The organism is Tahibacter caeni (genome assembly GCF_024609805.1).
GTDB classification, from domain to species: Bacteria; Pseudomonadota; Gammaproteobacteria; order Xanthomonadales; family Rhodanobacteraceae; genus Tahibacter; species Tahibacter caeni.
In genome coordinates, this window is record NZ_JANFVR010000051.1 from 1 (window position 1) to 21,846 (window position 21,846).

At 69.2% G+C, this 21,846-nt stretch carries 18 protein-coding genes; 12 read left to right on the plus strand and 6 right to left on the minus strand.

Annotation, left to right across the window (positions count from 1 at the left end):
- Both NON22_RS06925 and NON22_RS06930 read left to right on the plus strand, forming a co-directional pair.
- The coding region (locus NON22_RS06925; protein WP_257386199.1) for an ATP-binding cassette domain-containing protein at positions 1–831 on the plus strand (831 nt) is incomplete at its 5' end.
- 96 nt (positions 832–927) lie between these two features.
- On the plus strand, positions 928–1,629 hold the full coding sequence (locus NON22_RS06930; RefSeq protein ID WP_257386200.1) for a VIT1/CCC1 transporter family protein: 702 nt from the start codon (positions 928–930) through the stop codon (positions 1,627–1,629).
- 40 nt (positions 1,630–1,669) lie between these two features.
- Here NON22_RS06930 and NON22_RS06935 read toward each other — a convergent pair whose 3' ends face one another.
- The 3 genes from NON22_RS06935 to NON22_RS06945 all read right to left on the minus strand — a co-directional run bounded on the left by NON22_RS06935 (position 1,670) and on the right by NON22_RS06945 (position 7,560).
- Positions 1,670–4,567, minus strand: coding sequence for a WD40/YVTN/BNR-like repeat-containing protein (locus NON22_RS06935; RefSeq protein ID WP_257386201.1), 2,898 nt, complete (start codon positions 4,565–4,567; stop codon positions 1,670–1,672).
- Positions 4,568–4,703: 136 nt separating this feature from the next.
- A complete protein-coding gene (locus tag NON22_RS06940; RefSeq protein WP_257386202.1) occupies positions 4,704–6,725 on the minus strand; it encodes an NADPH-dependent 2,4-dienoyl-CoA reductase in 2,022 nt (673 codons plus the stop codon).
- Positions 6,726–6,864: 139 nt separating this feature from the next.
- Positions 6,865–7,560, minus strand: a complete 696-nt coding sequence (locus tag NON22_RS06945; protein WP_257386203.1) for a TerC family protein — start codon at positions 7,558–7,560, stop codon at positions 6,865–6,867.
- 663 nt (positions 7,561–8,223) lie between these two features.
- Between NON22_RS06945 and NON22_RS06950 the strand changes: the two genes are divergently transcribed.
- The 8 genes from NON22_RS06950 to NON22_RS06985 all read left to right on the plus strand — a co-directional run bounded on the left by NON22_RS06950 (position 8,224) and on the right by NON22_RS06985 (position 14,867).
- Complete coding sequence (locus NON22_RS06950; protein ID WP_257386204.1) at positions 8,224–9,360, plus strand: OmpA family protein; 1,137 nt, start codon at positions 8,224–8,226, stop codon at positions 9,358–9,360.
- A gap of 372 nt (positions 9,361–9,732) precedes the next feature.
- Positions 9,733–10,158 (plus strand): YjfI family protein, encoded by a 426-nt coding sequence (locus tag NON22_RS06955; protein ID WP_257386205.1) that lies wholly within the window; start codon positions 9,733–9,735, stop codon positions 10,156–10,158.
- Positions 10,159–10,163: 5 nt separating this feature from the next.
- Positions 10,164–10,919, plus strand: a complete 756-nt coding sequence (locus NON22_RS06960) for a PspA/IM30 family protein (protein WP_257386206.1) — start codon at positions 10,164–10,166, stop codon at positions 10,917–10,919.
- A gap of 110 nt (positions 10,920–11,029) precedes the next feature.
- Positions 11,030–12,061, plus strand: coding sequence for a potassium channel family protein (locus tag NON22_RS06965; protein ID WP_257386207.1), 1,032 nt, complete (start codon positions 11,030–11,032; stop codon positions 12,059–12,061).
- Positions 12,058–12,711: a DUF2491 family protein gene (locus NON22_RS06970; protein WP_257386208.1), complete on the plus strand. Its 654-nt coding sequence runs from the start codon at positions 12,058–12,060 to the stop codon at positions 12,709–12,711. Before NON22_RS06965 ends, NON22_RS06970 begins: the two co-directional genes overlap by 4 nt.
- Positions 12,712–12,723: 12 nt before the next feature.
- Positions 12,724–13,137 carry a DUF350 domain-containing protein gene (locus tag NON22_RS06975; RefSeq protein ID WP_257386209.1) on the plus strand — a complete coding sequence of 138 codons (414 nt, stop codon included), beginning with the start codon at positions 12,724–12,726 and terminating at the stop codon, positions 13,135–13,137.
- 11 nt (positions 13,138–13,148) lie between these two features.
- A complete protein-coding gene (locus tag NON22_RS06980) occupies positions 13,149–13,700 on the plus strand; it encodes a DUF1190 domain-containing protein (RefSeq protein ID WP_257386210.1) in 552 nt (183 codons plus the stop codon).
- Between the two features lie 3 nt (positions 13,701–13,703).
- On the plus strand, positions 13,704–14,867 hold the full coding sequence (locus NON22_RS06985; protein ID WP_257386211.1) for a glutathionylspermidine synthase family protein: 1,164 nt from the start codon (positions 13,704–13,706) through the stop codon (positions 14,865–14,867).
- Positions 14,868–14,883: 16 nt separating this feature from the next.
- Here the strand turns inward: NON22_RS06985 and NON22_RS06990 are convergent, their stop codons facing one another.
- From NON22_RS06990 to NON22_RS07000, 3 genes are all read right to left on the minus strand, one after another.
- Positions 14,884–15,747 carry a hypothetical protein gene (locus NON22_RS06990; RefSeq protein ID WP_257386212.1) on the minus strand — a complete coding sequence of 288 codons (864 nt, stop codon included), beginning with the start codon at positions 15,745–15,747 and terminating at the stop codon, positions 14,884–14,886.
- A 164-nt stretch (positions 15,748–15,911) separates the two neighbouring features.
- On the minus strand, positions 15,912–17,966 hold the full coding sequence (locus NON22_RS06995; RefSeq protein WP_257386213.1) for a M13 family metallopeptidase: 2,055 nt from the start codon (positions 17,964–17,966) through the stop codon (positions 15,912–15,914).
- Positions 17,967–18,084: 118 nt separating this feature from the next.
- Complete coding sequence (locus tag NON22_RS07000; protein WP_257386214.1) at positions 18,085–20,112, minus strand: M13 family metallopeptidase; 2,028 nt, start codon at positions 20,110–20,112, stop codon at positions 18,085–18,087.
- Between the two features lie 264 nt (positions 20,113–20,376).
- On the opposite strand from NON22_RS07000, the gene NON22_RS07005 reads away from it, so the two are divergent.
- Positions 20,377–20,715: an MBL fold metallo-hydrolase gene (locus tag NON22_RS07005; protein WP_257386215.1), complete on the plus strand. Its 339-nt coding sequence runs from the start codon at positions 20,377–20,379 to the stop codon at positions 20,713–20,715.
- A gap of 71 nt (positions 20,716–20,786) precedes the next feature.
- On the plus strand, positions 20,787–21,524 hold the full coding sequence (locus NON22_RS07010; protein WP_257386216.1) for a type 1 glutamine amidotransferase: 738 nt from the start codon (positions 20,787–20,789) through the stop codon (positions 21,522–21,524).
- The last annotated feature ends 322 nt before the right edge of the window (positions 21,525–21,846 follow it).

A 21,846-nucleotide genomic window follows, 5' to 3' on the forward strand; every position in this document is an offset into this window, starting at 1 on the left:
CGCGTCGAGCGGCGCCAGTCGCGCGGCCGCCGCGACGGCCGCGAAGCGAACCAGGCGCCGATCCTGCTCGGCCTGCAGAAGCGGCGCAGCGAAGTCAGCGCGGGCAAGTCGCTGCGCCTGCAGGAAGCGCAGCTCGACACGCTGGCCGCGCGCGTTGCCGAGGCCGCGCGCCAGGTGCTGCCCGATCCGGACGTCGCGCTGTTCGCGCCGGAACCGGCGGCGACGCGCCGCCGCGCGGCCGTGCTCGAGGCGGTGGAATTGTCTTACGGCATCGGCGCGGGCCGCGCGCTCGATCTGGTCATCGCCGGCGGCCAGCGCATCGGCGTCGTCGGCCCGAACGGCAGCGGCAAGTCCAGCCTGCTGCAGGTGCTGGCCGGAAGGCTCCTGCCGGCGCGCGGACACTGCGTCGTGCCGGCGCGCACGGCCTGCCTCGACCAGCACGTCTCGCTGCTCGATCCGGCGCGTTCGGTGCTGGAGCAGCTGCTCGCCGACGACCCGGCCGCCGGCGAAGCGGGGCTGCGTACGCGCCTCGCACTGCTCGGGCTCGACAGCGATGCGGTGCGGCGGCCCGGCGCGACCCTGAGCGGCGGCGAGCGCCTCAAGGCTGCACTGGCCTGCGCGCTGTACCGGCGCGAGCCGGTCGAGCTGCTGCTGCTCGACGAGCCGGACAACCACCTCGATCTCGCTTCGCTCGCGGCGCTGGAGCAGATGCTGCGGCAGTATCGCGGCGCGCTCGTGGTGGTCTCGCACGACGCGGTGTTCCTCGACCGGCTCGCGCTCGACACGCGCCTGACGGCGGCGGCCGCGGGCTGGCGGGTCGCGGCCTGGTAGCGTGCGCGGCCCCGCCGGTGCGGCCCGGCGCCGCGATCCATTGACCGGATCGCCGCGCCGGGTTACCAGAGGGCGGGCCCCGGCACAGGTGCGGACATGAGACATTCCACGCGACACATCGAACGGCACAGGACTCACCGGATCGGCTGGCTGCGCGCCGCCGTGCTCGGCGCGAACGACGGCATCGTTTCGACGGCCAGCCTGATCGTCGGCGTCGCCGCGTCCGGCGCGGCGCCCGCCAGCATTCTCGTCAGCGGCGTCGCCGGGCTCGTCGCCGGCGCGATGTCGATGGCTGCCGGCGAATACGTGTCGGTGCATTCGCAGGCCGATGCGGAGCAGGCCGATCTCGCGCGCGAGCGCGACGAGCTCGCGACCGACGCGGCGGCCGAGACCACCGAGCTGACCCGCATCTACGAGCGGCGCGGCCTGGAGCCGTCCCTGGCGCGCGAGGTCGCACGACAGCTCATGGCGCACGACGCGCTCGGCGCGCATGCGCGCGACGAGCTCGGCATCACCGAGGTCACGAGCGCGCAGCCGCTGCAGGCGGCGCTGTCGTCGGCGGCGAGCTTCGCGGTCGGCGCGGGCCTGCCGCTCGCGGCCGCCGCACTTGCGCCGCGCCAGGGCCTGATCGCCTGGGTCTCGCTGCTGTCGCTGGTCTTTCTCGCGACGCTCGGCGTCATCGCGGCGCGGACCGGCGGCGCACCCGTCGCGGTCGGCGCCGTGCGCGTGACGTTCTGGGGCGCGCTCGCGATGGCCATCACCGCCGGTGCCGGCGCGCTGTTCGGCGGCGTGGCCTGAAACGGCGCGGCCGGCGGCGAACGCGCCGGCCGCCACCGCGCTATTGCAGGCCGTCGGCGAAGATCAGGTCGGCCGATTCGGCCGGACCGCCGACGAACAGGATGTCGTTCGGATCGTCGCGATAGTTGCCCTGGCGCAGCGCGTCCACGCGCAGCTCCCAGGTCTGCGCGTCGATCAGCCGCGCGCCGGAGAAGCGGTACCAGCCGAACGTCGTCGCGTCGCCGGGACGGCGCGGCCCGTAATTGCGCCAGCTCCAGTTCGGTCCGAAGTTCGCGCTGTGGAAGCGCACGCGCACGGTCGCGCCGGCACAGGACGGCAGCGAGAAGCTCGCGAGGCCGTAGGCGTCGTGGCTCGCCGCGCCGGCTACCGCGTCGGGCGGATACAGCGCCGCCGCGAGCGTCGTCGCGTCGTTGAGCTGGGTGCAGCTGCCCGGCTGGATCGCGATCGTCGCGCTGCCGCCGCCGTTCGCGGCGGCGACGGCGTTCAGGCCTGCCGCCGGCAGCGAGGCGACGCGCGCCTGGGTCGAGTCCTGGATGCCGTCGGCGTTGCCGTCGCCGCCGAGAATGCCGTTCTCGACCGTGCTCGGCGCGCCGTCGGCGTCCTCGTCGCTCGTGGCGGTGTAGTCCCAGACGCCGGCCGTCGTGCCGGCGAGGATGCGCGCCGGCGCGCCGGCGCTGCGCCGCGGCATCGCGAGCGCCGTCGCCGAATCGGCCGGCAGCCCCAGGCTGATCGAATTCCAGCTGACGCCGCCGTTGGTGCTGCGGTAGACGCCGCCGGGATTGGCGCCGGTGCCGCCGGTGCCGGCATAGATCGTGTCGCCGCTCGCGTCGTTCGGATCGATGTACAGCGCGCGCACGTCCTGGCCCGCGATGCCGGCCGAGGCCTGCGTCCAGGTCGCGCCGCCGTCGGTCGACTTGTAGACGTCGCCGAGCGCGGACGCGCCGGACAGGTTGTTGAGCCCGGCGTAGAGGATCTGCGGATTGGCCGGATTGATCGCGAGCGCGAGCACGTTCCAGTGCGAGCTGCCGGCGCCCGCATGCCGCGGCAGGCCGCTGCTCGCATGCGCCCAGGTGTTGCCGCCGTCGGTGGACTTGAATACGCCGTTGGCGATCGTCGGCGGCGCCGCGCCGGGCACGTCGGGCGCCCAGTTCAGGAACGTGCCGATGTAAAGGGTCTGCGTGTTCGCGGGATCGAACACGACCGGCACGATGCCGCCCATGGAGGCGTAGTTGTTCGCGCCGGCCGGCCCAAGGTCCTGCGGCAGCGGCAGGCCGTTTTCCGCCGGGCTCCAGTTCGCGCCGGCGTCGGTGGAACGGTAGAGCCGCGCCGACACGTACGGCAGGCCCGGCGCGCTGAGATTCGCGCGGCCGCCGCCGGCCGCGAAAAGGCGGCGCAGTCCGCCGCTGCCGGCGGGGCAGGGGCCGGACGGCGGCGGCGCGACGCAAGAACGCGGATCGAGCGCGATCGTGCGTACCGTGCTCATGTCGGGACGGCCGTTGATCAGCGCGATGCCGTTGTCGATCGTGGTCCAGTTCGCACCGGCGTCGGTGCTCTTGTAAAGGCCGCCGTCCTTGTCGGCGCTGGCCGGCAGGCGCTCGGAGCGGCCGGCGGCATAGACCGTGAAGTTCTCGGCCGTCAGCGGGTCGGCGTCGACCGTGGTCGGGTCGATCGCGATGCTGCGGATCTGCTCGGCGTTGAGGCCGCCGGTCGACGGGCTCCAGTTCGCGCCGTCGTCGTCGGAGCGGTAGATCGCGCGCGTCGTCGTGACCGAGTCGCCGTAGCCGGCGAGGATGACGGTGCTCGCGCCGGTGTCCAGCGGATGCGTCGCGAGCGCGCGGATGTTGGTCGATTGGAAGCCGGTGTTGATCGCGGTCCAGGTGGTGCCGCCGTTGCTCGTCGCGAGCATGCCGCCGTCATAGGCGCCGGCCCAGAGGCGCGCGGTGGTCGGGAAGTTCGGATGCACGGCGAGCGCGGCGATCTGCGGCGGCTGCGTGCCGTTGACGCTGAAGCCGTTGGCGGTGCCGAACGACTGCCAGACCGGGCTCGCGACGGTCGCGTCGGCCGTGACGAGGAGACCGCGTGTCGTGCAGGCCACGACCAGGCCGGTCGCGAGCGTCGGATGCGCGGCGACGCGCGAGACGGTGCCGCAGGGAGCGCCGCTGGAGGGCAGCGCGATCGCACTCCAGCTTCCGCCGCCGTTCGCGCTCGTCGCGATCGCGTTGCCGTCGCTCGCGAACAGGCGCTGCGGCGTCGTCGGCGAGCTCGCGAGCGCGGAGATGCCGAACAGGCCGGCCGGCTGCGTCGGCGTGGCGGCCCAGCTCGCGCCGCCGCTGGTGCTGCGTACGACGATCGCGCCGCCGTAGACCGCCGGATCGGCGCCGATCAGACCGGCGTAGAGCGTACCGTCGGCGGCGTAGTCGATCGCGCTGTACTGCGTGTTGCTGCCGCCGATGTCGCCGGCCGAAGTCCAGCTCGTGCCGCCGTCGGCGGAGACGTGCAGCCGCTGATAGGTCGCCGCGGCGAGGTCGTTGCTCGTGCCGCGGCGCAGGGCGATGTCGGCGAGATACGCGCCGCTGCCGGCCGGCGCGGCGACCGGCACCCAGAGATCGCCGCCGTTGCCGGAACGGAACAGCTGGTTGCTGGTCGCGAGATAGAGCACCGGGGTCGCGGTCGCCGCGACGAGGTCGATGCTGTACAGGGCCTCGGGAAGGCCGATTTCGATGCGCGTCCACGCGCTGCCGCTGCTGGTCGTGCGGAACACGCCGCCGCGTCCGGCCACCCACAGGGTCGACGGCGACGCTTCATAGACGGCCAGGGCCGTGACGTTGCCGCCGGCCGGTCCGGTCGTGCTCCAGGAACCGACCGCGGCGGACGCGACGGTTGCGCTCAGCGCGAGCGCGCTGCCGGCGGCGGTGCCGCGCAGAATGGCGTATGACATGGCGAATGCCCCTTCGGGAAAGTCCGCACCGTAATACGCAATTGCGCGGCAGGAGATGAAACGGGTCGCAGGCGGCCTGTGACCGGTGCGGCACTCGGGCGGTGCACGGCCGCCCGGTCCTGCGCGGCGGCGAGCGCTACAGCGACGCCGCGAGCCGCGTGCCCTGGGCAATCGCGCGCTTGGCGTCGAGCTCGGCGGCGACGTCGGCACCGCCGATCACGTGGGCCTTGAGACCCAGCGCGAGCGCGGCGTCATAGTCGCTGCGGTTGGATTCCTGGCCCGCGCAGAGCACGACGCTGTCGGCCGGCAGCACTTCGCTGCGCTCGCCGATGCGGATGTGCAGGCCGGCGTCGTCGATGCGTTCGTAGCTGACGCCGGCGAGCATGGTCACGTTCTTGGCCTTGAGCGCGGCGCGGTGCACCCAGCCCGTGGTCTTGTTGAGCTTCTCGCCGGGCTTGCCCGGCGTGCGCTGCAGCAGCCAGACCTGGCGTTCGGCCGGCTCGGGTCGCGGCTTGGCCAATCCGCCCGGCGCGGCATAGCCCGTATCGACGCCCCATTCCTCCGACCAGCGCGCGATGTCGGTGCTCGGCGACGGATGTGCCTGGGTCAGGAATTCGGCCATGTCGAAGCCGATGCCGCCGGCGCCGATCAGCGCGACGCGGGCGCCGACCGGACGGTTGCTGGCCAGCACGTCGTAATAGCTGACGACCTTGCGGTGATCCACGCCGGGAATCGCCGGCTTGCGCGGATGCACGCCGGTCGCGAACACGATCTCGTCGAAGCCCTCGCGCTGCAGCGCGGTCGCATCCACGCGCGTGGCCAGGCGCAGCTCGACGCCGGTCTCGCCCAGGCGCGTGCGGAAATAGCGCAGGGTCTCGAAGAATTCTTCCTTGCCCGGGATGCGCTTGGCCATGTTGAACTGGCCGCCGATGTCGGCCGCGGCGTCGAACAGCACGACCGCGTGGCCGCGTTCGCCCAGCGTCGTCGCGCAGGCCAGGCCGGCGGGTCCGGCGCCGACCACCGCGATGCGCTTCTTCTGCGCGGCCGGCGCGATGGTGAGTTCGGTCTCGTGGCAGGCGCGCGGATTGACCAGGCAGCTCGCGCGCTTGTTCTCGAATACGTGATCGAGGCAGGCCTGGTTGCAGGCGATGCAGGTGTTGATCGATGCGGCCTTGCCCGCGCGCGCCTTCGCCACCCAGTGCGCGTCGGCGAGCAGCGGCCGCGCCATCGACACCATGTCGGCGTCGCCGCGCGCGAGTATGGCTTCGGCCACGTCGGGCATGTTGATGCGGTTGGTCGTGATCAGCGGCACCTTCACTTCGCCGCGCAGTTTGCGCGTGACCCAGGTGAACGCGCCGCGCGGCACGCTCGTGACGATGGTCGGCACGCGCGCCTCGTGCCAGCCGACGCCGGTGTTGATCAGGGTCGCGCCGGCGGCCTCGATCTCCTTCGCCAGAGCGACGACCTGTTCCCAGCTCTGGCCCTGCTCGACGAGGTCGAGCATCGACACGCGATAGATGATGATGAAGTTCGCGCCGACCGCCGCGCGCGTGCGGCGCACGATTTCCACCGCAAAGCGCCGCCGCTTCTCCGGCGTGCCGCCCCAGTCGTCGTCGCGCCGGTTCGTGCGTTCGACGAGGAACTGGTTGATCAGGTAACCCTCCGAGCCCATGACCTCGACGCCGTCGTAGCCGGCGTCCTGGGCGAGTTTCGCCGAGTTCACGAAGTCGCCGATGGTCGACTCGACGGCCCGCGCCGACAGCGCGCTCGGCGTGAACGGCGTGATCGGCGACTTGATCCTCGACGGCGCGACCGACAGCGGGTGATAGGCATAGCGGCCTGCATGCAGGATCTGCACGCAGACCTTGCCGCCTTCGGCGTGCACGGCCTGGGTGACCTTGCGATGGCGCGCGACGTGCCACGGCATGGACAGGCGGCCCGAGAACGGCTTGAGCCAGCCGCGGATGCTCGGCGCAATGCCGCCCGTGACGATGAGGCCGACGCCGCCGTGCGCGCGTTCGGCGAAATAGGCCGCGAGCTTGTCGTAGTCGCTGGCCTTGTCTTCCAGCCCCGTATGCATGGAACCCATGAGCACGCGGTTCTGCAGGGTGGCGAAGCCCAGATCCAGCGGGGCCAACAGGTGCGGGTAGTCGCTCATGCGCGGTCTGCCGTGCGGAGGGTCGGCGCACCTTGCATGGAATGGCTGGAGCCGGCAAGTCAGGCGGCCGCGACGGTGGCGTTTCCAGGAAAAAGGCCGGCACCGAGGCCGGCCTTCCGGTGACGACGGGCGGGGGCGGTCAGCCGGCCTTGAGCTCGCGCTTGTCGCGGCGCGCCTTTTCGCGCATCCAGCCGAAGGCCAGGCCGCCGCCGATGATGACGACGTAGGCCAGCGCCTCGATCATCGTGTTGCCGGCTATCCAGTTCGCGACGAACTTCTCGTGCAGGATCATCTTGCCGGCGGTCCACAGCAGCGCGCCGGCGCCGATGTAGACGACCATCGGGAAGCGCTCGACGAGCTTGAGGATGACGGTGCTGCCCCAGACCACGATGGGCACCGAGATCAGCAGGCCGATCACGACGAGCAGGAAATTGCCGTGCGCCGCGCCGGCGACGCCGAGCACGTTGTCCAGACCCATCAGCGCGTCGGCGATGATGATCGTGCGCATCGCCCCCCAGAAGCCGCTGACGCGGGCCATCTCGTGGCCTTCCTCGTGCTGGTCCTCGCTGAGCAACTTCAGCGCGATGGGGATCAGCAGCAGGCCGCCGAGCAGCATAAGGCCGGGGAAGTGCAGCAGCCAGACCACGGCCAGGGTCATCAGAGTACGCACGACGATCGCGCCGGCCGTGCCCCAGAAGATCGCCTTGGTCTGCAGGTCCTTGGGCAGGTTGCGGGCGGCCAGCGCAATGACGATGGCGTTGTCGCCGGCGAGCACGAGGTCGATCAGGACGATCGCGAACAGCGCGGTGAAGAAATCGGGTGAAAGGAATTCCATGAAGACCCCGGTTGGCGGTTGTCGGGCTGGTGACAAGGACACGCAAAAAACGCAGGCAAGACTTCGCCGTGTCCGGCGAAGGTCTTGCTCACTGCGTTACCGGGATTTGACGGTGTCGGCAGCCGCGCGACCGGGGCAACGAGCCCGTGATGACGATCAGCGCGCGAGGAGCTACTCCCCTTCGATCCGCGCATAAGTAGCGGCTGGCGCAGCGAAGGTCAAGCAGCTTCGACGCGAATCGTCATGCAAGTTGACACTTGCGCCTGCGCTGCGCCGTCGCGGACGCACTACAGTTCGCGCGCCGAACCGGGGCGCGCAGATCGGTGAATGATCTCGGCTGGCGGTGTCGCGACGTCGTCGGTCGTGCCGGCCTGGTCGGGTTCGCCGGCGTACGGTCTGAGCCGCTCGCCTGCGGATTCACGCGTTGATGACCCGGATTGCGCAATAAACGCGCGAAATGTTAAGCCTGCACTGAGCGGAACGTGAACGGACGGGCGGGCATGTGGTTACAGGTCGTTGATTTTGCTAGACTGCCGCCCGCCCTAGGAATGGGTCAAAATGTTAAGCCACGCCATCGACACTTTTTACTTGTAAAGTGAACGAGCTTTGCGTCCGTACGGGGTGGAGTGGACGCGCGCGATAACACCAATGAGGAGACTCCGAATGAAACGTAATGGCTTGTTTGCCCTGATCGCCCTGTCCCTGGCCGGAATCGGCGCGGCGCAGGCGCAGGACTACAGCAACTGGTACATCGCTCCGCGCGTCGGCGCCGTGATTCCGGACAGCGATCGTGAAACCGATACGTCGCTGTTCACCGGTATCGGCATCGGCTACTGGTCCACCCCGAACTTCGCGGTCGACTTTGAAGTCACCCACAACAACGCCGACTTCGAAAAGAAGTCGATCCGCAACAACCACGAATTCGAAAACACCGGCCTCGGCTTCGCCGGTCGCTACTTCTTCGGCGACGCCGGCAGCTCCTGGCGTCCGTATGCCATGGGCGGCCTCGGCTTCCTGCGCCATGCGGCGATCTCGGGCAGCCAGCTCAGCGCCAGCCGCTCCAACGGCTGGGATCCGATGATCACCGTCGGCGGCGGCGTGCAGCACGGCTTCAGCGACCGCCTCGCGTTCCGCGCCGAACTCGCGGCCCGCTACGATCGCGACAACAACTCGCGCCAGTACTACTCGGCGGAGAACAAGACCGGCTTCGTCGACGCGATCGCCAGCGTCGCGCTGCTCGTCAACTTCGGCGGCGAGTCGGCCCCGGAAGTGGCTCCGACGCGTGAAACCCCGCCGCCCCAGAAGCCGCAGATCTCCTGCCGCGACCTCGACGACGACAAGGACGGCGTGAACAACTGCGACGACCGTTGCCCCGGCACTGAAGCGGGCGTCCAGGTCGGTCCGGACGGCTGCCCGATGGTTCAGACCATCGACCTGCGCGGCGTGAACTTCAAGTTCGACCGTCCGAAGAAGGGCGAGAAGAACATCAGCCCGACCCTGCAGGAGCCGACCGCCGACTCGATCGCGATCCTCGATCAGGCCGTCGACGTGCTGCAGCGCAACCCGAACATGCGCGTCGAAGTCGTCGGCCACACCGACTCGGTCGGCACCGACGAGTACAACCAGGGCCTGTCCGAGCGCCGCGCGCGCATCGTGTACGACTACCTGACCTCGCACGGCATCGACGCCAGCCGCTTGTCGGGTCCGATCGGTTACGGCGAATCGCGTCCGATCGACACGAACGACACCAAGGAAGGCCGTGCGCGCAACCGCCGCACCGAGCTGGAAGCGCAGAAGTAAGCGCGAGTCGTTTACGCAGTACCCCGAAAGCCCGGCGCAAGCCGGGCTTTCTTTTTGGCCGGAGCGCGGGGGCGGCAGGTGTCGCTTTCGTGTCGGTCCAATGAATCGTTCGTCGCGCCCGGACGCGGCCCCGCGGCGCGGAATCGCCGCGTCTGCGCCAATGCGGCCCACGCCGGTGGCAGGACGCCGCTGCTGCCGGCATGGTTCCGCGGTCCTGGCAAGTCCCACACGCTGGGACTTGTACGCCCTCGCCTTAGCCGTCAGATTAACGCCGCGCCGCGGCGGCGCCCGGAACGTGTTCGTTCCGCCGGCGCCGCCACGTTGCCACTGCCATGCATCACTCACGATTTTCCGCAGGAGGCTAGAGTCGTCGTGAACACCCCCTGGACCACCGAATCGCTGTACGAGGCGCTGCGCTCGGATACGAGCGTCGACCTCGAAGGCATCGAGCTCAGCCTGATCGGCGGCGTCGACGCCATCGTCAACATCACCATGCACGAACACGGCGACCTTGCCATGCACATGGCCGTCTCCGGCGAGCAGATCTTCGTGTCGTCGCCGCTGTGCCTGGCCAGCCAGGTCAAGGATCGCGCCGCGTTCAACGAGGCCTGCCTGCGCCTGAACCCGGTCAACCCGTTGTCCAACCTCGGCCTGCAGCACGTCGGCGGCGAGGATCTGTACATCGTGTTCGGCGAGCTCTCCAGCCGCTCGCCGCTGCCGGCCGTCGTCGAGGAGATCCATGCGCTCGCCGACAACACCATCCAGGCCGCCGAGGCCTTCGCCGACCATCTGAAGTGACCGCCATGGCCATCTGGACCAAGATCATCACCCTGTTCCGCGGCGCCGCGCACGAGGCCGGCACGGCCGTCGTCGACGCCAACGCGATGCGCATCCTCGACCAGGAAGTGCGCGACGCGCAGAACGCGCTGCTGCGTTCGCGCGACGACCTCGCCAAGATCATGGCGCAGCGCAAGATCGCGAACGACAAGCTCAACGACAAGAAGGCCAAGCAGGCCGAGTACAGCAACTACATCCGCGAAGCCCTGGCCCGCGATAACCGCGCGCTGGCCCAGGAAGTCGCGACCAAGCTCGCGACGATCGAGGCCGACATCGCGACCGAAGGCAAGATCATCGGCGATTTCGACGCGAGCATCGCGAAGCTGCAGACCTCCGCTCGCCAGGCCGAAACCGTGATCACGCGCCTGAAGCAGCAGATCGACACGGTCAAGGCGACCGAGAGCGTGCAGCGCGCCCAGGCCGCGCTGGCTGCGCAGCACGCGGGCACCGGCGCGAAGCTCGGCACGGCGCTCGACTCGCTGGAGCGCATCAAGCAGCGCCAGACCGAACGCGCCGCGCAGCTCGAAGTCGCCGAGGAGCTCGGCCGCGCGACCGGCGAGGACGCCGATCTGCAGCGCCGCCTCGCCCAGGCCGGCATCGTGCCGGGCGAAGCGTCGGCGGAGTCGATACTCGCGCGCTTCGAGACGCCGGCGCCCAGGACGATCGGTCACGACGGCATGCCGCAGCTGAGTCAGCCCGGCATCGCCAGCAAGAGCAGTTGACGGACGCGGTCCCGCCGGGGACGCCGGCGGGACCGTAGCAGTGCGCGGCGGCGGGGAACCGGCGCGCGGCAGTACCATGGGGAGGGACTATGCCGGTCTGGATTCGGCTGATGCGGGCATTTCACCGGCATCTCGCGCTGCTGAGCTGGGGCGTGCTGTTCGCCATCGTGCTGCTGCACAGCCTCGTCAGCTGGGAGCTCATGCAGCTCGCCGGCGAAGAGAAGCTCGTCGCGCCGACCGACTGGTTCTACTACTACATCGTCACCGCGACGACGATAGGCTACGGCGATCTCTCGCCGCAGACGCCGGCCGGCCGCTGGGTCGCGATACTCTGGCTGCTGCCGGGCGGCGTTACTCTGTTCGCGATGTTCATCGGCAAGGCCACGACGGGACTGATCGACACCTGGAGACGCAGGGCCATGGGCAAACACAGCTATCCCGGCATGAGCGGCCACACCGTCATCGTCGGCTGGATGGGCCGCGACACCTTGCGCATGCTCGACCTGCTCGCGCAGGACAGCGTGACCGACGACGAAGGCATCGTGCTGGTCGCTTCCGAGGAAATGGAGAATCCGCGGCCGGAACACATCCGCTTCGTGCGCGTCGAATCGCTGGCCGATCCGTCCTGCTACCGGCGCGCCGGCGTCGCGGCGGCGGCCCGCGTCATCGTCGACGCGGCCAACGACGAGCAGACCCTTGCGGCGGCCTTCGCCGTGCTGGCGAACAAGCCGGCCGGCCACGTCGTCGCGACCTTCGACCGCGCCGACACCTGCGCCGTGCTCAAGGCGCACTATCCGGCTGTCGAATGTGTGCTGCCGCTGCACGTGGAGGTGCTGGTTCGTGCGGCGCAGGATGCCGGCAGCTCGACGGTTGCGTCGGAACTGCTGTCGGTAGCCCATGGAGCCACACAGTTCAGCCTGCGCGTGCCCAGCGGCGCGCAGGCGCTGGCCTACGGCAAGCTGTTCAACGCCTTCAAGCACGAGCTCGGCGCGACCCTGCTCGGCTATACCGTGGCGGCGGGCGCGGAGCCGCGCCTGAATCCGCCGGACTCGGACCAGGTCGCCGCGAACGCGACGCTGTACTACATCGCCGACCGGCGCGTCGATCCGGCGCGCATCAACTGGGGAGCTTGTACGCCATGAGTTGGCTCGGAAAACTGTTCGGTTCCAAGCCCGAGGAAGCGGCGATAGCGCCCTCGGGTCCGCTGGGCCTGCGCCTGAAGGGGGCAGTCGCCGTGGACGGCCTGCCGTTCCGCGTCGCCGGCGACAAGCTGCTGTTCGCGCCGCCCGAAGGCAATCAGCTGATCGAAGCCTGGGGCGAGGTGGAGCTCGGCGGCGGCTCGCGCCTGCACCGCTACTACTTGACCGACGACGCGTTCGTGCAGGTCAGCACGACGGCCGGGCAGATCGACGACGTGAAGCTGTTCGTGTTCCACGAGACGGTGAACCCGGCCAACCAGGCCGCGTTCAACGGCTGGGTCGAGCGCGGTTCGCAGATCGGCGCGGTGTCCCTGGACATCGACGGCCGGCGCTATGACCGCGTCTGGGGCGAAGGCATCGCCGGCGACGCCTGGGCGCCGCCGGTCGTATTCGACGAGAAGGTCTACGGCGAGGACTTCCGCACGCCCGACTACGACCTGACCCACTACGCCATGCTGTATCAGCGCCACGTGCCCGAGCTCGACCGCTACGAATACGTGCTCGTCAGTGCCGAGGACTACGGTCCCAACGAATACTGCGTGACTTTCTCGCTCGGCGTGGACGTGAGCCAGGCCGATCTCACCATCACCTGAACGGAGCCAGCCATGATCGATTCGATGCTGCAGTATCTCGGAGGCGTGCCGGCCTTTCTGTCGTATTTCGCGATCGGCGCCGGGCTCGTCGTGCTGTTCTGCCTGGTCTACGTGCGCCTGACCCCGCACGCGGAATTCGCGCTGATCAAGGAGAATAAGCCGGCCGCGGCGATCGCGTTCGGCGGCGCGCTGATCGGTTTCGCGCTGCCGCTGCACGCGGCGATCTCGCACGCGGTCAGCCTGCTCGACTGCGTGCTCTGGGGCGGCGTCGCGCTGATCGTGCAGCTGTTCGCGTTCTTCGCCGTGCGCCTGGTCATTTCCGACCTGCCGGGCCGCATCGCGCGCGACGAGCGTGCGGCGGGCATCTTCTCGGCCGCCGTCGCGATCGCCGTCGGCCTGCTCAATTCGGCCAGCATGAGCTACTGAGGGCCAGCGCCATGAAACGATCGCCAACCGTACGCCTGCTGCTCATGGGCGCCGCGCCGGTGCTGCTGACGGCCTGCGAAGCGCAGGAAGAGGCCGTGCTGTACAAGGACGTGACCGAGTGCGTGGCCGGCGCGCGCCTGACCGAAGACCAGTGCAAGGCCGCGTTCGACCATGCCAAGGCCGAGCACGAGCGCGTCGCGCCGCGCTACACCTCGCAGAACGACTGCGAGACCGACTTCGGCTCGGGCAAATGCCAGGCCGTCAACCAGGGCGCCGGCATCCAGTTCATTCCGCTGATGGCCGCCTACGCGCTCGGCTATTACGCCGGACGTCCGAACTACTACCAGTCGCAGCCGCTGTACTACTCGTACACGAGCTACGGGTCCAGCGGCGGCTTCGTCAATTCCGGCGGCCAGCCGATCTCGCGCACGACCGGCACGACCACGGTCTCGCGCAGCGCGATGGCGGCGCCGACGCGCGCGGTCACGATGTCGCGTTCCGGCTTCGGCTCGTCGTCCAGCGCCAAGGGCGGCTGGGGCGGCGGCCGTTCCTCGGGCAGCTGACCGATGCGGCGCATGGCCATTGCGGAGCGCCCCGACTGGCGCGACACGGCGACGCGGCTCGGCTTCCGCTTCCACACGATCGACGGCGAGCCGTACTGGGACGAGAGCGCCTGCTACGCATTCACCCTGCGCCAGATCGAGGAAGATCTCGAGGACCCGACGGCCGAGCTGCACCAGATGGCCATGGATCTCGTCGGCGACATCCTGCGCAGCGAGTCGCTCATGGACCAGCTCGCGGTGCCCGAGGCCTACCGCGACTGGATCGCCGAGTCCTGGCGCCGCGGCGAGCCGCACCTGTACGGCCGCATGGACCTGGCCTATTCCGGCGACGGACCGGCCAAGCTGTTCGAGCTGAACTACGACACGCCGACGGCGTTGTACGAAGCCGCGTTTTTTCAATGGGTCTGGCTGGAGCAGCAGAAGGAGCGCGGCCTGCTGCCCGAGTCCGCCGACCAGTACAACCTGATCCAGGACCTGCTCGTCGAGACCTTCGCGACGATCGCGCCGGACCTGCCCAAGCCGCTGTACTTCTCGGCCGTGCGCGAGTCGCTCGAGGACCAGGGCACGGTCGCCTATCTGCGCGACTGCGCCGAGCAGGCCGGCATCGACACGCGCAGCATCGCGATCGAGGACATCGGCCTGTCCACCGACAGCCGCTTCACCGATCTCGATGACTACGTGATCGGCGCGCTGTTCAAGCTCTATCCGCTGGAGTTCCTGTTCGCCGAGCGCTTCGGGCCGGCGCTGCCGCGCTCGGGCATACGCCTGATCGAGCCGCCGTGGAAGACCCTGCTGAGCAACAAGGGCATCCTGCCGCTGCTCTGGCAGAAGCATCCGGGCCATCCGAACCTGCTCGAAGCGCATTTCGAGACCGACGCGAGCCCGGCGCTCGGCCCGGGCTGGGTGCGTAAGCCGCTGTACTCGCGCGAAGGCGCCAACGTGACCCTGATCCTGCCCGACGGCAGCCAGCACGTCGCGTCCGGCCCCTACGACGATTCGCCGTGGATACGCCAGGCCGTGCAGCCGCTGCCGCAGTTCGACGGCAACTACGCGGTCATCGGCAGCTGGGTCGTCGCCGACCGGCCGGCCGGCATCGGCATCCGCGAGGACGCGACCCTGATCACGCGCGATACCTCGCGCTTCGTGCCGCACGTGATCCTGGACTGAAGCGCCGGCGGGCGCTTCAGCGCACGTCGGCGATCGGCACCTTCGGCCCTTCGCCGGGCTTGGGTTCGATTTTCTCGAGGAAACGGATCCGGCCTTTGTCGATCATCCAGCTGCTGCGATTCGACGCGGTCAGCACGACGACGGGCGTGCCGATCTGCAGATTCAGCAACACGTGTGCCTCGGTCGGCACCGGATCGAGCAGGTGGGTCACCACCAGCGCAGCCTCCTCGGCGCCACGCCGTTTGCTGCGCGCGAAGTCGATGCAGGTACGCGTATAGGTGCGCGAGCTGGTCACCGTGCGGCCCTCGCCGTCGAGTTCGAGCCGATAGGTGCCGCCGAACGGTATGACCGCGGCGTCCGTCGTCGACGGCAGCAGGAACACGTTCCAGCCGCTGGCATCGCCGGCGATCGCCGGCAGTACGACCGTGTTGTAGTGCTGCGCACAGGGTTTGAAATCGAACGCCGCGGCCGTGCCGCGCGCGCGCGCCGCGTTGCGCTGCGACGCGGTCGCCGCTTCGGGAGGCTCGAAAGCCGTGACCTTGCCGGCGCCGTCGCTGCCGTCGGACACGTCGACCTGGTAGAGCAGCCGAGCCCGATCGGGGTCGTCCTTGTCGACGAAGCTCACCAGCACCGAGCTCTCGCGCGCTTCGGTGATCCAGCTGCCGACGCGCTTGTCCTTGCGGAATTTGCGATTGCCGCGCAGCGCGTCGGTCGCGAGCGCCGCGGCGCGATCGTGGCGGTACACGCGCAGACCAGTGCTTTCGGCCATGCGCAGTTGGGCAGGGTCTTCGCCGCTGGGATCGGGCAGCTGCTGCGCGTCGCTGCCGGCCGTGACGAACAGCAGCGATATCGCAACGACGAAAGACAGGATGTGGTTCATGCGAGGCCTTTCTGCTCGGGCATCGGCGGCGAGCATGGATCAGCGTCGGCGCCGTGTCACCTCCACCGCCCAGCAGTCGCCGCGACGGTGCCATGGCGGCCTCATGAACGAAAAAGAAGGGCGCCTCGCGGCGCCCTTCGTCGTTGCAGCCGAAAGCCGGCGGCTTACCAGATCTTCACCTGGCGCTCGCCGTCGCGGACCATCGCATCGCCGCTCTTGCAGCCGAAGGCCTGCGCGAAGGCCGGCATGTTCGACGGCGCGGCGATCGCGCGGAACGGCGCCGGCGCGTGCGGATCGATGTTCAGGCGGCGCTTGAGCTCGGCGTCGCGGAACGCGCGGCGCCAGACCTGGGCGAAGTTCAGGAAGAAGCGCTGGTCCGGCGTCAGCCCGTCGATCTTGGTCTCCGGTTTGCCGGACTTGCTCTGCGCGAGCTTGAACGCGTCGTAGGAAACGTTCAGGCCGCCGAGGTCGGCGATGTTCTCGCCGAGCGTCAGCCTGCCCTTTACGTGCAGGCCGTCGATCGCGACGTAGTCGTCGAACTGCTGCACGAGCTTGGCCGTGCGCGCGTCGAATTTCTCGCGGTCTTCCTTGGACCACCAGTCGGCCAGGTTGCCCTTGGCGTCGAACTTGCTGCCTTCGTCGTCGTAGCCGTGCAGGATCTCGTGGCCGATGACCGCGCCGATGCCGCCGTAGTTGAGCGCGTCGTCGGCCTTGGCGTCGAAGAACGGCGGCTGCAGGATCGCGGCCGGGAACACGATCTCGTTCTGCAGCGGATTGTAGTAGGCGTTGACGGTCTGCGGCGTCATGCCCCATTCGCGGCGGTCGACCGGCTTGTTGATCTTGGACATCGACCAGTCGTTGTTGAACTTCGCCGCGGCGGCGATGTTGGCGAAGTAGTTGTCCGGCTTGATCGCCAGGCCGTCCCATTTGCGCCATTCGTCCGGGTAGCCGATCTTCGGCGTGAACGAGGCCCACTTCTCCAGCGCCTTCTTCTTGGTGTCCTCGCTCATCCACTCGAGCTTCTCGAGGCGCGCCTTCGTCGCCTGGCGCAGGTTGTCGACGAGTTCCTGCGCGCGCTGCTTGGCTTCGGGCGGGAAATTCCTGGCGACGTAGAGCTGGCCCAGGGCCATGCCCATGCTGTTCTCCAGGGTGTCCATGACCTGCTTCCAGCGCGGCTTGTTCTCCTGCTGGCCGCGCAGCGTCTTGCCGTGGAAACCGAAGTGCGCGTCGGACAGCGCGTCGGTCAGGTACGGTGCGGCGCCGTCGATGGTCTTGAAGCGCAGATAGGCCTGCCAGTCGGCGACCGGCGTCTTGTCGATCATCGTATCGACGGCGGCGAAGAACTTCGGCTGCGACAGCGAGAAGCCCTTGCTGTCGGACAGGTTCTGGCGTGCGAGGAACTTGTTCCAGGCCAGGTGCGGGTTCTGCTTCTGCGCCTCGTCGAGGCTCACGAAGTTGTACTGGTTCTCCGGCGAGCGCAGCTCCACCGGCGCGAGCGACGCGGTCGCGAGCTGCTTCTCGAACGCGAGCACCGTGGCGGCCTGCCTGGTCGCGTCGGCCTTGGCCGTGCCGGCCAGCTCGAGCACCTGGGCGATGTAGGCCAGATAGGCTTCGCGGATCTTCTTGTAGCTGCCGTCCTTGCCGTCCTCGAGGTAGTACGCGCGCTCCGGCAGGCCGAGGCCGCCCTGGAACGCATAGGCGATTTCCATCGAGGAATTCTTGAAGTCGGCCTCGCCGCCGAAGTTGAACAACAGGCCGAGACCGGCCGCGTGCGTGTCGTGCACGAACGTGACGACGTCGTCCGGGGTCCTCAGGCTGTCCACGCGCTTGAGCCAGTCGGCGATCGGCGTGATGCCGGCCTTGTTGGCCGCGGCTGCGTCCATGCCGCTCTTGTAGAACGCGCCGATCTTCGCGTCGATCGAATCCGGCGCGAGCTTGGCCAGGTCCTTCGACGCAGCTTCGGCGATCTCGTGCGTCGCGTGGATCGAGGCTTCGTCGAGCTGCTCGAAGCTGCCCCAGGTCGAGCGGTCGCCCGGAATCGCATTGGCCTTGAGCCAGTTCGCGTTGACGTAGCCGAACAGGTCGTCGCAGATCTTGCGCTGCGTGTCGAACTGCTGGGTGTCGATGCCGCGGGTCAGCTCGACCTTCGCGGCCGCGGCCAGGCCGCTGCAGGCCAGGCCGACGGCCAGGACCAGGGGTTTGATCAATCGGTAGTTCATGGATGCCTCTTGTTGGCGCTGTTCCCGCTGCCGCGGGTTATCGAAAGCATGCGTTGGATGACGGTGTGGCGATGGTGCGAGGAAACGTCGTGAAGAAAACCGGAAGACTGCGCCGGGCTCACCAGATCAAGACGCGCTTGGCCGCGTCGCGCACCAGGGGATCTCCGGCCTTGCACGAGAATGCGGCGGCGAACTCCGGCAGGTTGGCGACCGGGCCGAGCACGCGCCATTTGGCCGGCGCATGCTCGTTGGACTGGATCTGCAGACGCAGCGCTTCGGGACGCTGCGCCGTGCGCCAGGCCTGGGCGAACGCGAGGAAGAAGCGCTGCGCCGGGGTCAGCCCGTCGACGTCCGTCTCGGGCTTGCCGGCCTGGGCGATGCGGAACGCGTCCCAGGACACCTGCAGGCCGCCGAGATCGGCGATGTTCTCGCCGAGCGTGAGCTTGCCCTGGATGTGCAGATCGTCGACGGCGACGAATTCGTCGAACTGCTCGACGAGCTTTCCGGTGCGCGCCTCGAACTGGCCGCGGTCCTTGTCGCTCCACCAGTTGGCCAGGTTGCCCCTGGCGTCGAACTGGCTGCCCTGGTCGTCGAAGCCGTGCAGCAGCTCATGGCCGATGACCGAGCCGATGCCGCCGTAATTGACCGCGTCGTCCATCTTCTCGTCGAAGTAGGGCGGCAGCAGCTGCGCGGCCGGGAACACGATCTCGTTCTGCAGCGGGTTGTAGTAGGCGTTGACGGTCTGCGGCGTCATTCCCCATTCGCTGCGGTCGACCGGCTTGCCGATCTTCGCGTAGAGGCGCTTCGCCTCGAAGCGGCCGGCGGCTTCGACGTTGGCGTAGTAGTCGCCGCGTACGATGCGCAGCGCGCCGTAGTCGCGCCAGCGATCCGGATAGCCGATCTTGCTGACGAGCGTGTCGAGCTTGGCGTAGGCCGCCTGCTTCGTCGTCGCGTCCATCCAGTCGAGCTTGCCGATGCGCGCGCGCAGCGCCTTCTTGAGGTTGTCCACGAGCTGCTGCGCGCCGGCCTTGGCGGCCGGCGGGAACACGCGCGCGACGTAGATTTCGCCGACGGCTTCGCCGAGCGCGTCGTTGGTCGCGTCGATGGCGCGGCGCCAGCGCGGCTTCAGCGCCTCGACGCCGCGCAGGGTCTTCGCACGGAACGCGAACTGCGCGTCGACGAAATCCTTGGACAAGTACGCCGCGGCGCCGTCGACGAGATGGAAGCGCAGATACGCCTGCCAGTGGGCCAGCGGCACCTCGGTCAGGGCCTTGTCCAGCGCGGCGAAGAACTGCGGCTGAGCCAGCGAGAACTGCGCGATGTCGGCGCGGCCCAGCGCGGCGAAGTACTTGCCCCAGGAGAAATGCGGCGTCTTCGCGTCGGCTTCGGCGATGCTGTGCGGGTGATAGAAATTGTTCGGGTCGCGCAGCGCGAGCCGGTCGAGCGAATCCGTGGCCAGGCGCGTCTCGAGCGCGACGACGTGTACGGCGTCGGCCGCCGCGTCCGCGTCGCCGCTCAGGCGCAGCAGGGTCGCGACGTAGTCGCGGTACTGCTGCAGCAGGGTCTTGGACTTGGGGTCGTCGCGGAAGTAGTAGTCGCGGTCGGGCAGGCCGAGGCCGCCCTGGGTCGCGTAGCCGATGACCCGGCTCGCGTTCTTCATGTCGGCCTCGGGGCCGAAGCCGAACACGAGCTGCGTGCCTCCGGCATGCCAGTCGCGCAGCAGCGGCACGATGTCGGCGTTGGTCTTCAACGCGGCTATGCGCGCGAGATCGGTCTTCAGCGGCGTGATGCCGGCCTTCTCGACGGCGGCCTCGTCCAGGGCGCTCGCGTAGAAGTCGCCGATCTTCTGCGTGACGCTGCCGTCGGCGCCGGGCTTGGCCGCCGCGGCTTCGAGCACCTCGCGCAGCACGGCCTCGTTGCGGTCCTGGATCTCGTTGTCGAGGCTCCAGATGCCGTATTCCGGCGGGATCGGGTTGCTGGCCAGCCAGCCGCCGTTGGCGTACTGGAAGAAATCGCTGCAGGCCGCGGCCCTGGTGTCGAAATTGCGCTTGTCCAGGCCGTGATCGTTGGTGTGCGCGAAGCACAGGGTCGCCGTCAGGGCCAGGGCCGACGCCGCGAGGCGCGGCGGGAGGTGACGCAATCTCATGCGGGGCTCTCGGATCATCGCGATCCTCCAGGTTAGGCGCAAAACCCGGCGGCTTAACAGTGTCGAAGGTTTGGCCTGGCGAGGCGGTGCCCGTACGCCGCCGCCAGGCTTCCGGCCGGCCGCGCGGACCGGGCCCAGGCATAGTCGCGACATCGTCTCTTGCGGAGCCGTCATGCGCATCCAGTTCTGCGGTACCAACGGCGAAGTCGCTGGTCGGCGCATCTGCTGCACGCCGGCAGGCGCCGGATCCTGCTCGACTGCGGCATGATCCAGGGCAACGAGGAGACCGAACAGCGCAACGCCGAACCGTTCGCGTTCGATCCGCAGCAGCTCGACGCGCTCGTGCTCAGTCATGCCCAAATCGACCACATCGGCCGCGTGCCGCTGCTGGTCAAGCGCGGTTTCCGCGGTCCGATCTTCGCCCAGGCGGCGACCGCGGACCAGGCCGGCCTGCTGGACTGGTACGGCCGGATCGGCGGCCGCGCGCCGGTCTATCTCGTGCACGACGAAGACGCCGCGCCCGAGGCGCTCGCCGGGCGGCTGCGCGAGCGCTACGGCTGCCGCATCGAACTGAGCCGGCCCGGCGTGACGGTCTCGCTATAGCGCTGCGGCATAAGCGCCGCAAAGTGCGCGGCCTGGTTTACCCTGGCGTCCGCCTCACGTCGTCACGCCCCATGTCCCGACTTCTCGTCTTCCAGCATGTCGCGGCCGAGCCGCTCGGCACGCTGGATCGCCTGATCCGCCGCCGCGGCCACCGCATCAAGTTCGTCAATTTCGAGCGTCATCCGGATGCGACTCCCTGCGTCGACCGCTATCGCGGCCTGATCGTGCTCGGCGGCCCGATGAACGTCGAGGACCGCGCACACCGCGCGCATCTGCTGACCGAGATGCGCGCGATCGAAAGCGCGCTGCGCCAGGACAAGCCGGTGCTCGGCATCTGCCTCGGCGCGCAGCTGCTCGCCCACGTGCTCGGCGCGCCGGTACGCCGGCAGCGCGACGCAGAGATCGGTTGGTACGAAGTCGCCACGACCGCGGCCGGCCGCGTCGACCCGGTGCTCGCGCCGCTCGGCGACGGCGCGCCGCTGTTCCAGTGGCACAACTACAGCTTCGAGATTCCGGCCGAGGCCGAGCATCTGGCCTGGAGCAGCACCTGCGCATCGCAGGCTTTCCGCTACGGCCGTTCCGCGTACGGCTTCCAGTTCCATCTCGAGGCCAACCAGGCGCTGATCGAGCGCTGGCTCGCGACGCCGGCCTACCGGGCCGAGCTCTGCGGCGCGCCGGCCGCCGAGGCCATCCGGATGCGCAGCCTGCGCGAAGTCGCCGCGATGGAGCGGCGCGCCGAGCAGGTGTTCGGCGAATTCCTCGACCTCGTCGGCCGGCCGCTGCGGCGCATCACGCTCGGTTCGCGCTGACGCGCGCGGCGGTTGACGCCGCCCCCCGGAAACGTGGAAAACCGCCGCAGCGCCGGCGCGTGTTCCGTATGCCGTCGCGACGGCGTTTCATCGGGGACGGCACGGCCGCCCGGGCCGCATCCGGGGATGCAGACAAGGGGAATCACCATGGCACGTACACCGTTGGCGCGCCTGTTCGCGCGCAGCTTCGCGATCGTCTGCGCGGCGCAGGCGCGCGGCGAATCGGTGACCGAGGCGCTGCAGCGCGCCGATGCGCAGCGCGCGGCGCGCCGGCGCTTCCTGCAGCAGAGCGCGGTCGCCGCGTCGGCGCTCGCGCTGGCCG

Bases quoted from the DNA above. Each gene is read 5' to 3' on its own strand.
- NON22_RS06990 (WP_257386212.1), bottom strand. From the start codon at position 15,747: ATGAACCACATCCTGTCTTTCGTCGTTGCGATATCGCTGCTGTTCGTC.
- NON22_RS06945 (WP_257386203.1), bottom strand. From the start codon at position 7,560: ATGGAATTCCTTTCACCCGATTTCTTCACCGCGCTGTTCGCGATCGTC.
- NON22_RS06950 (WP_257386204.1), top strand. From the start codon at position 8,224: ATGAAACGTAATGGCTTGTTTGCCCTGATCGCCCTGTCCCTGGCCGGA.
- NON22_RS06935 (WP_257386201.1), bottom strand. From the start codon at position 4,567: ATGTCATACGCCATTCTGCGCGGCACCGCCGCCGGCAGCGCGCTCGCG.
- NON22_RS06970 (WP_257386208.1), top strand. From the start codon at position 12,058: ATGAGTTGGCTCGGAAAACTGTTCGGTTCCAAGCCCGAGGAAGCGGCG.
- NON22_RS07010 (WP_257386216.1), top strand. From the start codon at position 20,787: ATGTCCCGACTTCTCGTCTTCCAGCATGTCGCGGCCGAGCCGCTCGGC.
- NON22_RS06930 (WP_257386200.1), top strand. From the start codon at position 928: ATGAGACATTCCACGCGACACATCGAACGGCACAGGACTCACCGGATC.
- NON22_RS06995 (WP_257386213.1), bottom strand. From the start codon at position 17,966: ATGAACTACCGATTGATCAAACCCCTGGTCCTGGCCGTCGGCCTGGCC.
- NON22_RS06940 (WP_257386202.1), bottom strand. From the start codon at position 6,725: ATGAGCGACTACCCGCACCTGTTGGCCCCGCTGGATCTGGGCTTCGCC.
- NON22_RS07005 (WP_257386215.1), top strand. From the start codon at position 20,377: ATGATCCAGGGCAACGAGGAGACCGAACAGCGCAACGCCGAACCGTTC.
- NON22_RS06960 (WP_257386206.1), top strand. From the start codon at position 10,164: ATGGCCATCTGGACCAAGATCATCACCCTGTTCCGCGGCGCCGCGCAC.
- NON22_RS07000 (WP_257386214.1), bottom strand. From the start codon at position 20,112: ATGAGATTGCGTCACCTCCCGCCGCGCCTCGCGGCGTCGGCCCTGGCC.
- NON22_RS06965 (WP_257386207.1), top strand. From the start codon at position 11,030: ATGCGGGCATTTCACCGGCATCTCGCGCTGCTGAGCTGGGGCGTGCTG.
- NON22_RS06975 (WP_257386209.1), top strand. From the start codon at position 12,724: ATGATCGATTCGATGCTGCAGTATCTCGGAGGCGTGCCGGCCTTTCTG.
- NON22_RS06985 (WP_257386211.1), top strand. From the start codon at position 13,704: ATGCGGCGCATGGCCATTGCGGAGCGCCCCGACTGGCGCGACACGGCG.
- NON22_RS06980 (WP_257386210.1), top strand. From the start codon at position 13,149: ATGAAACGATCGCCAACCGTACGCCTGCTGCTCATGGGCGCCGCGCCG.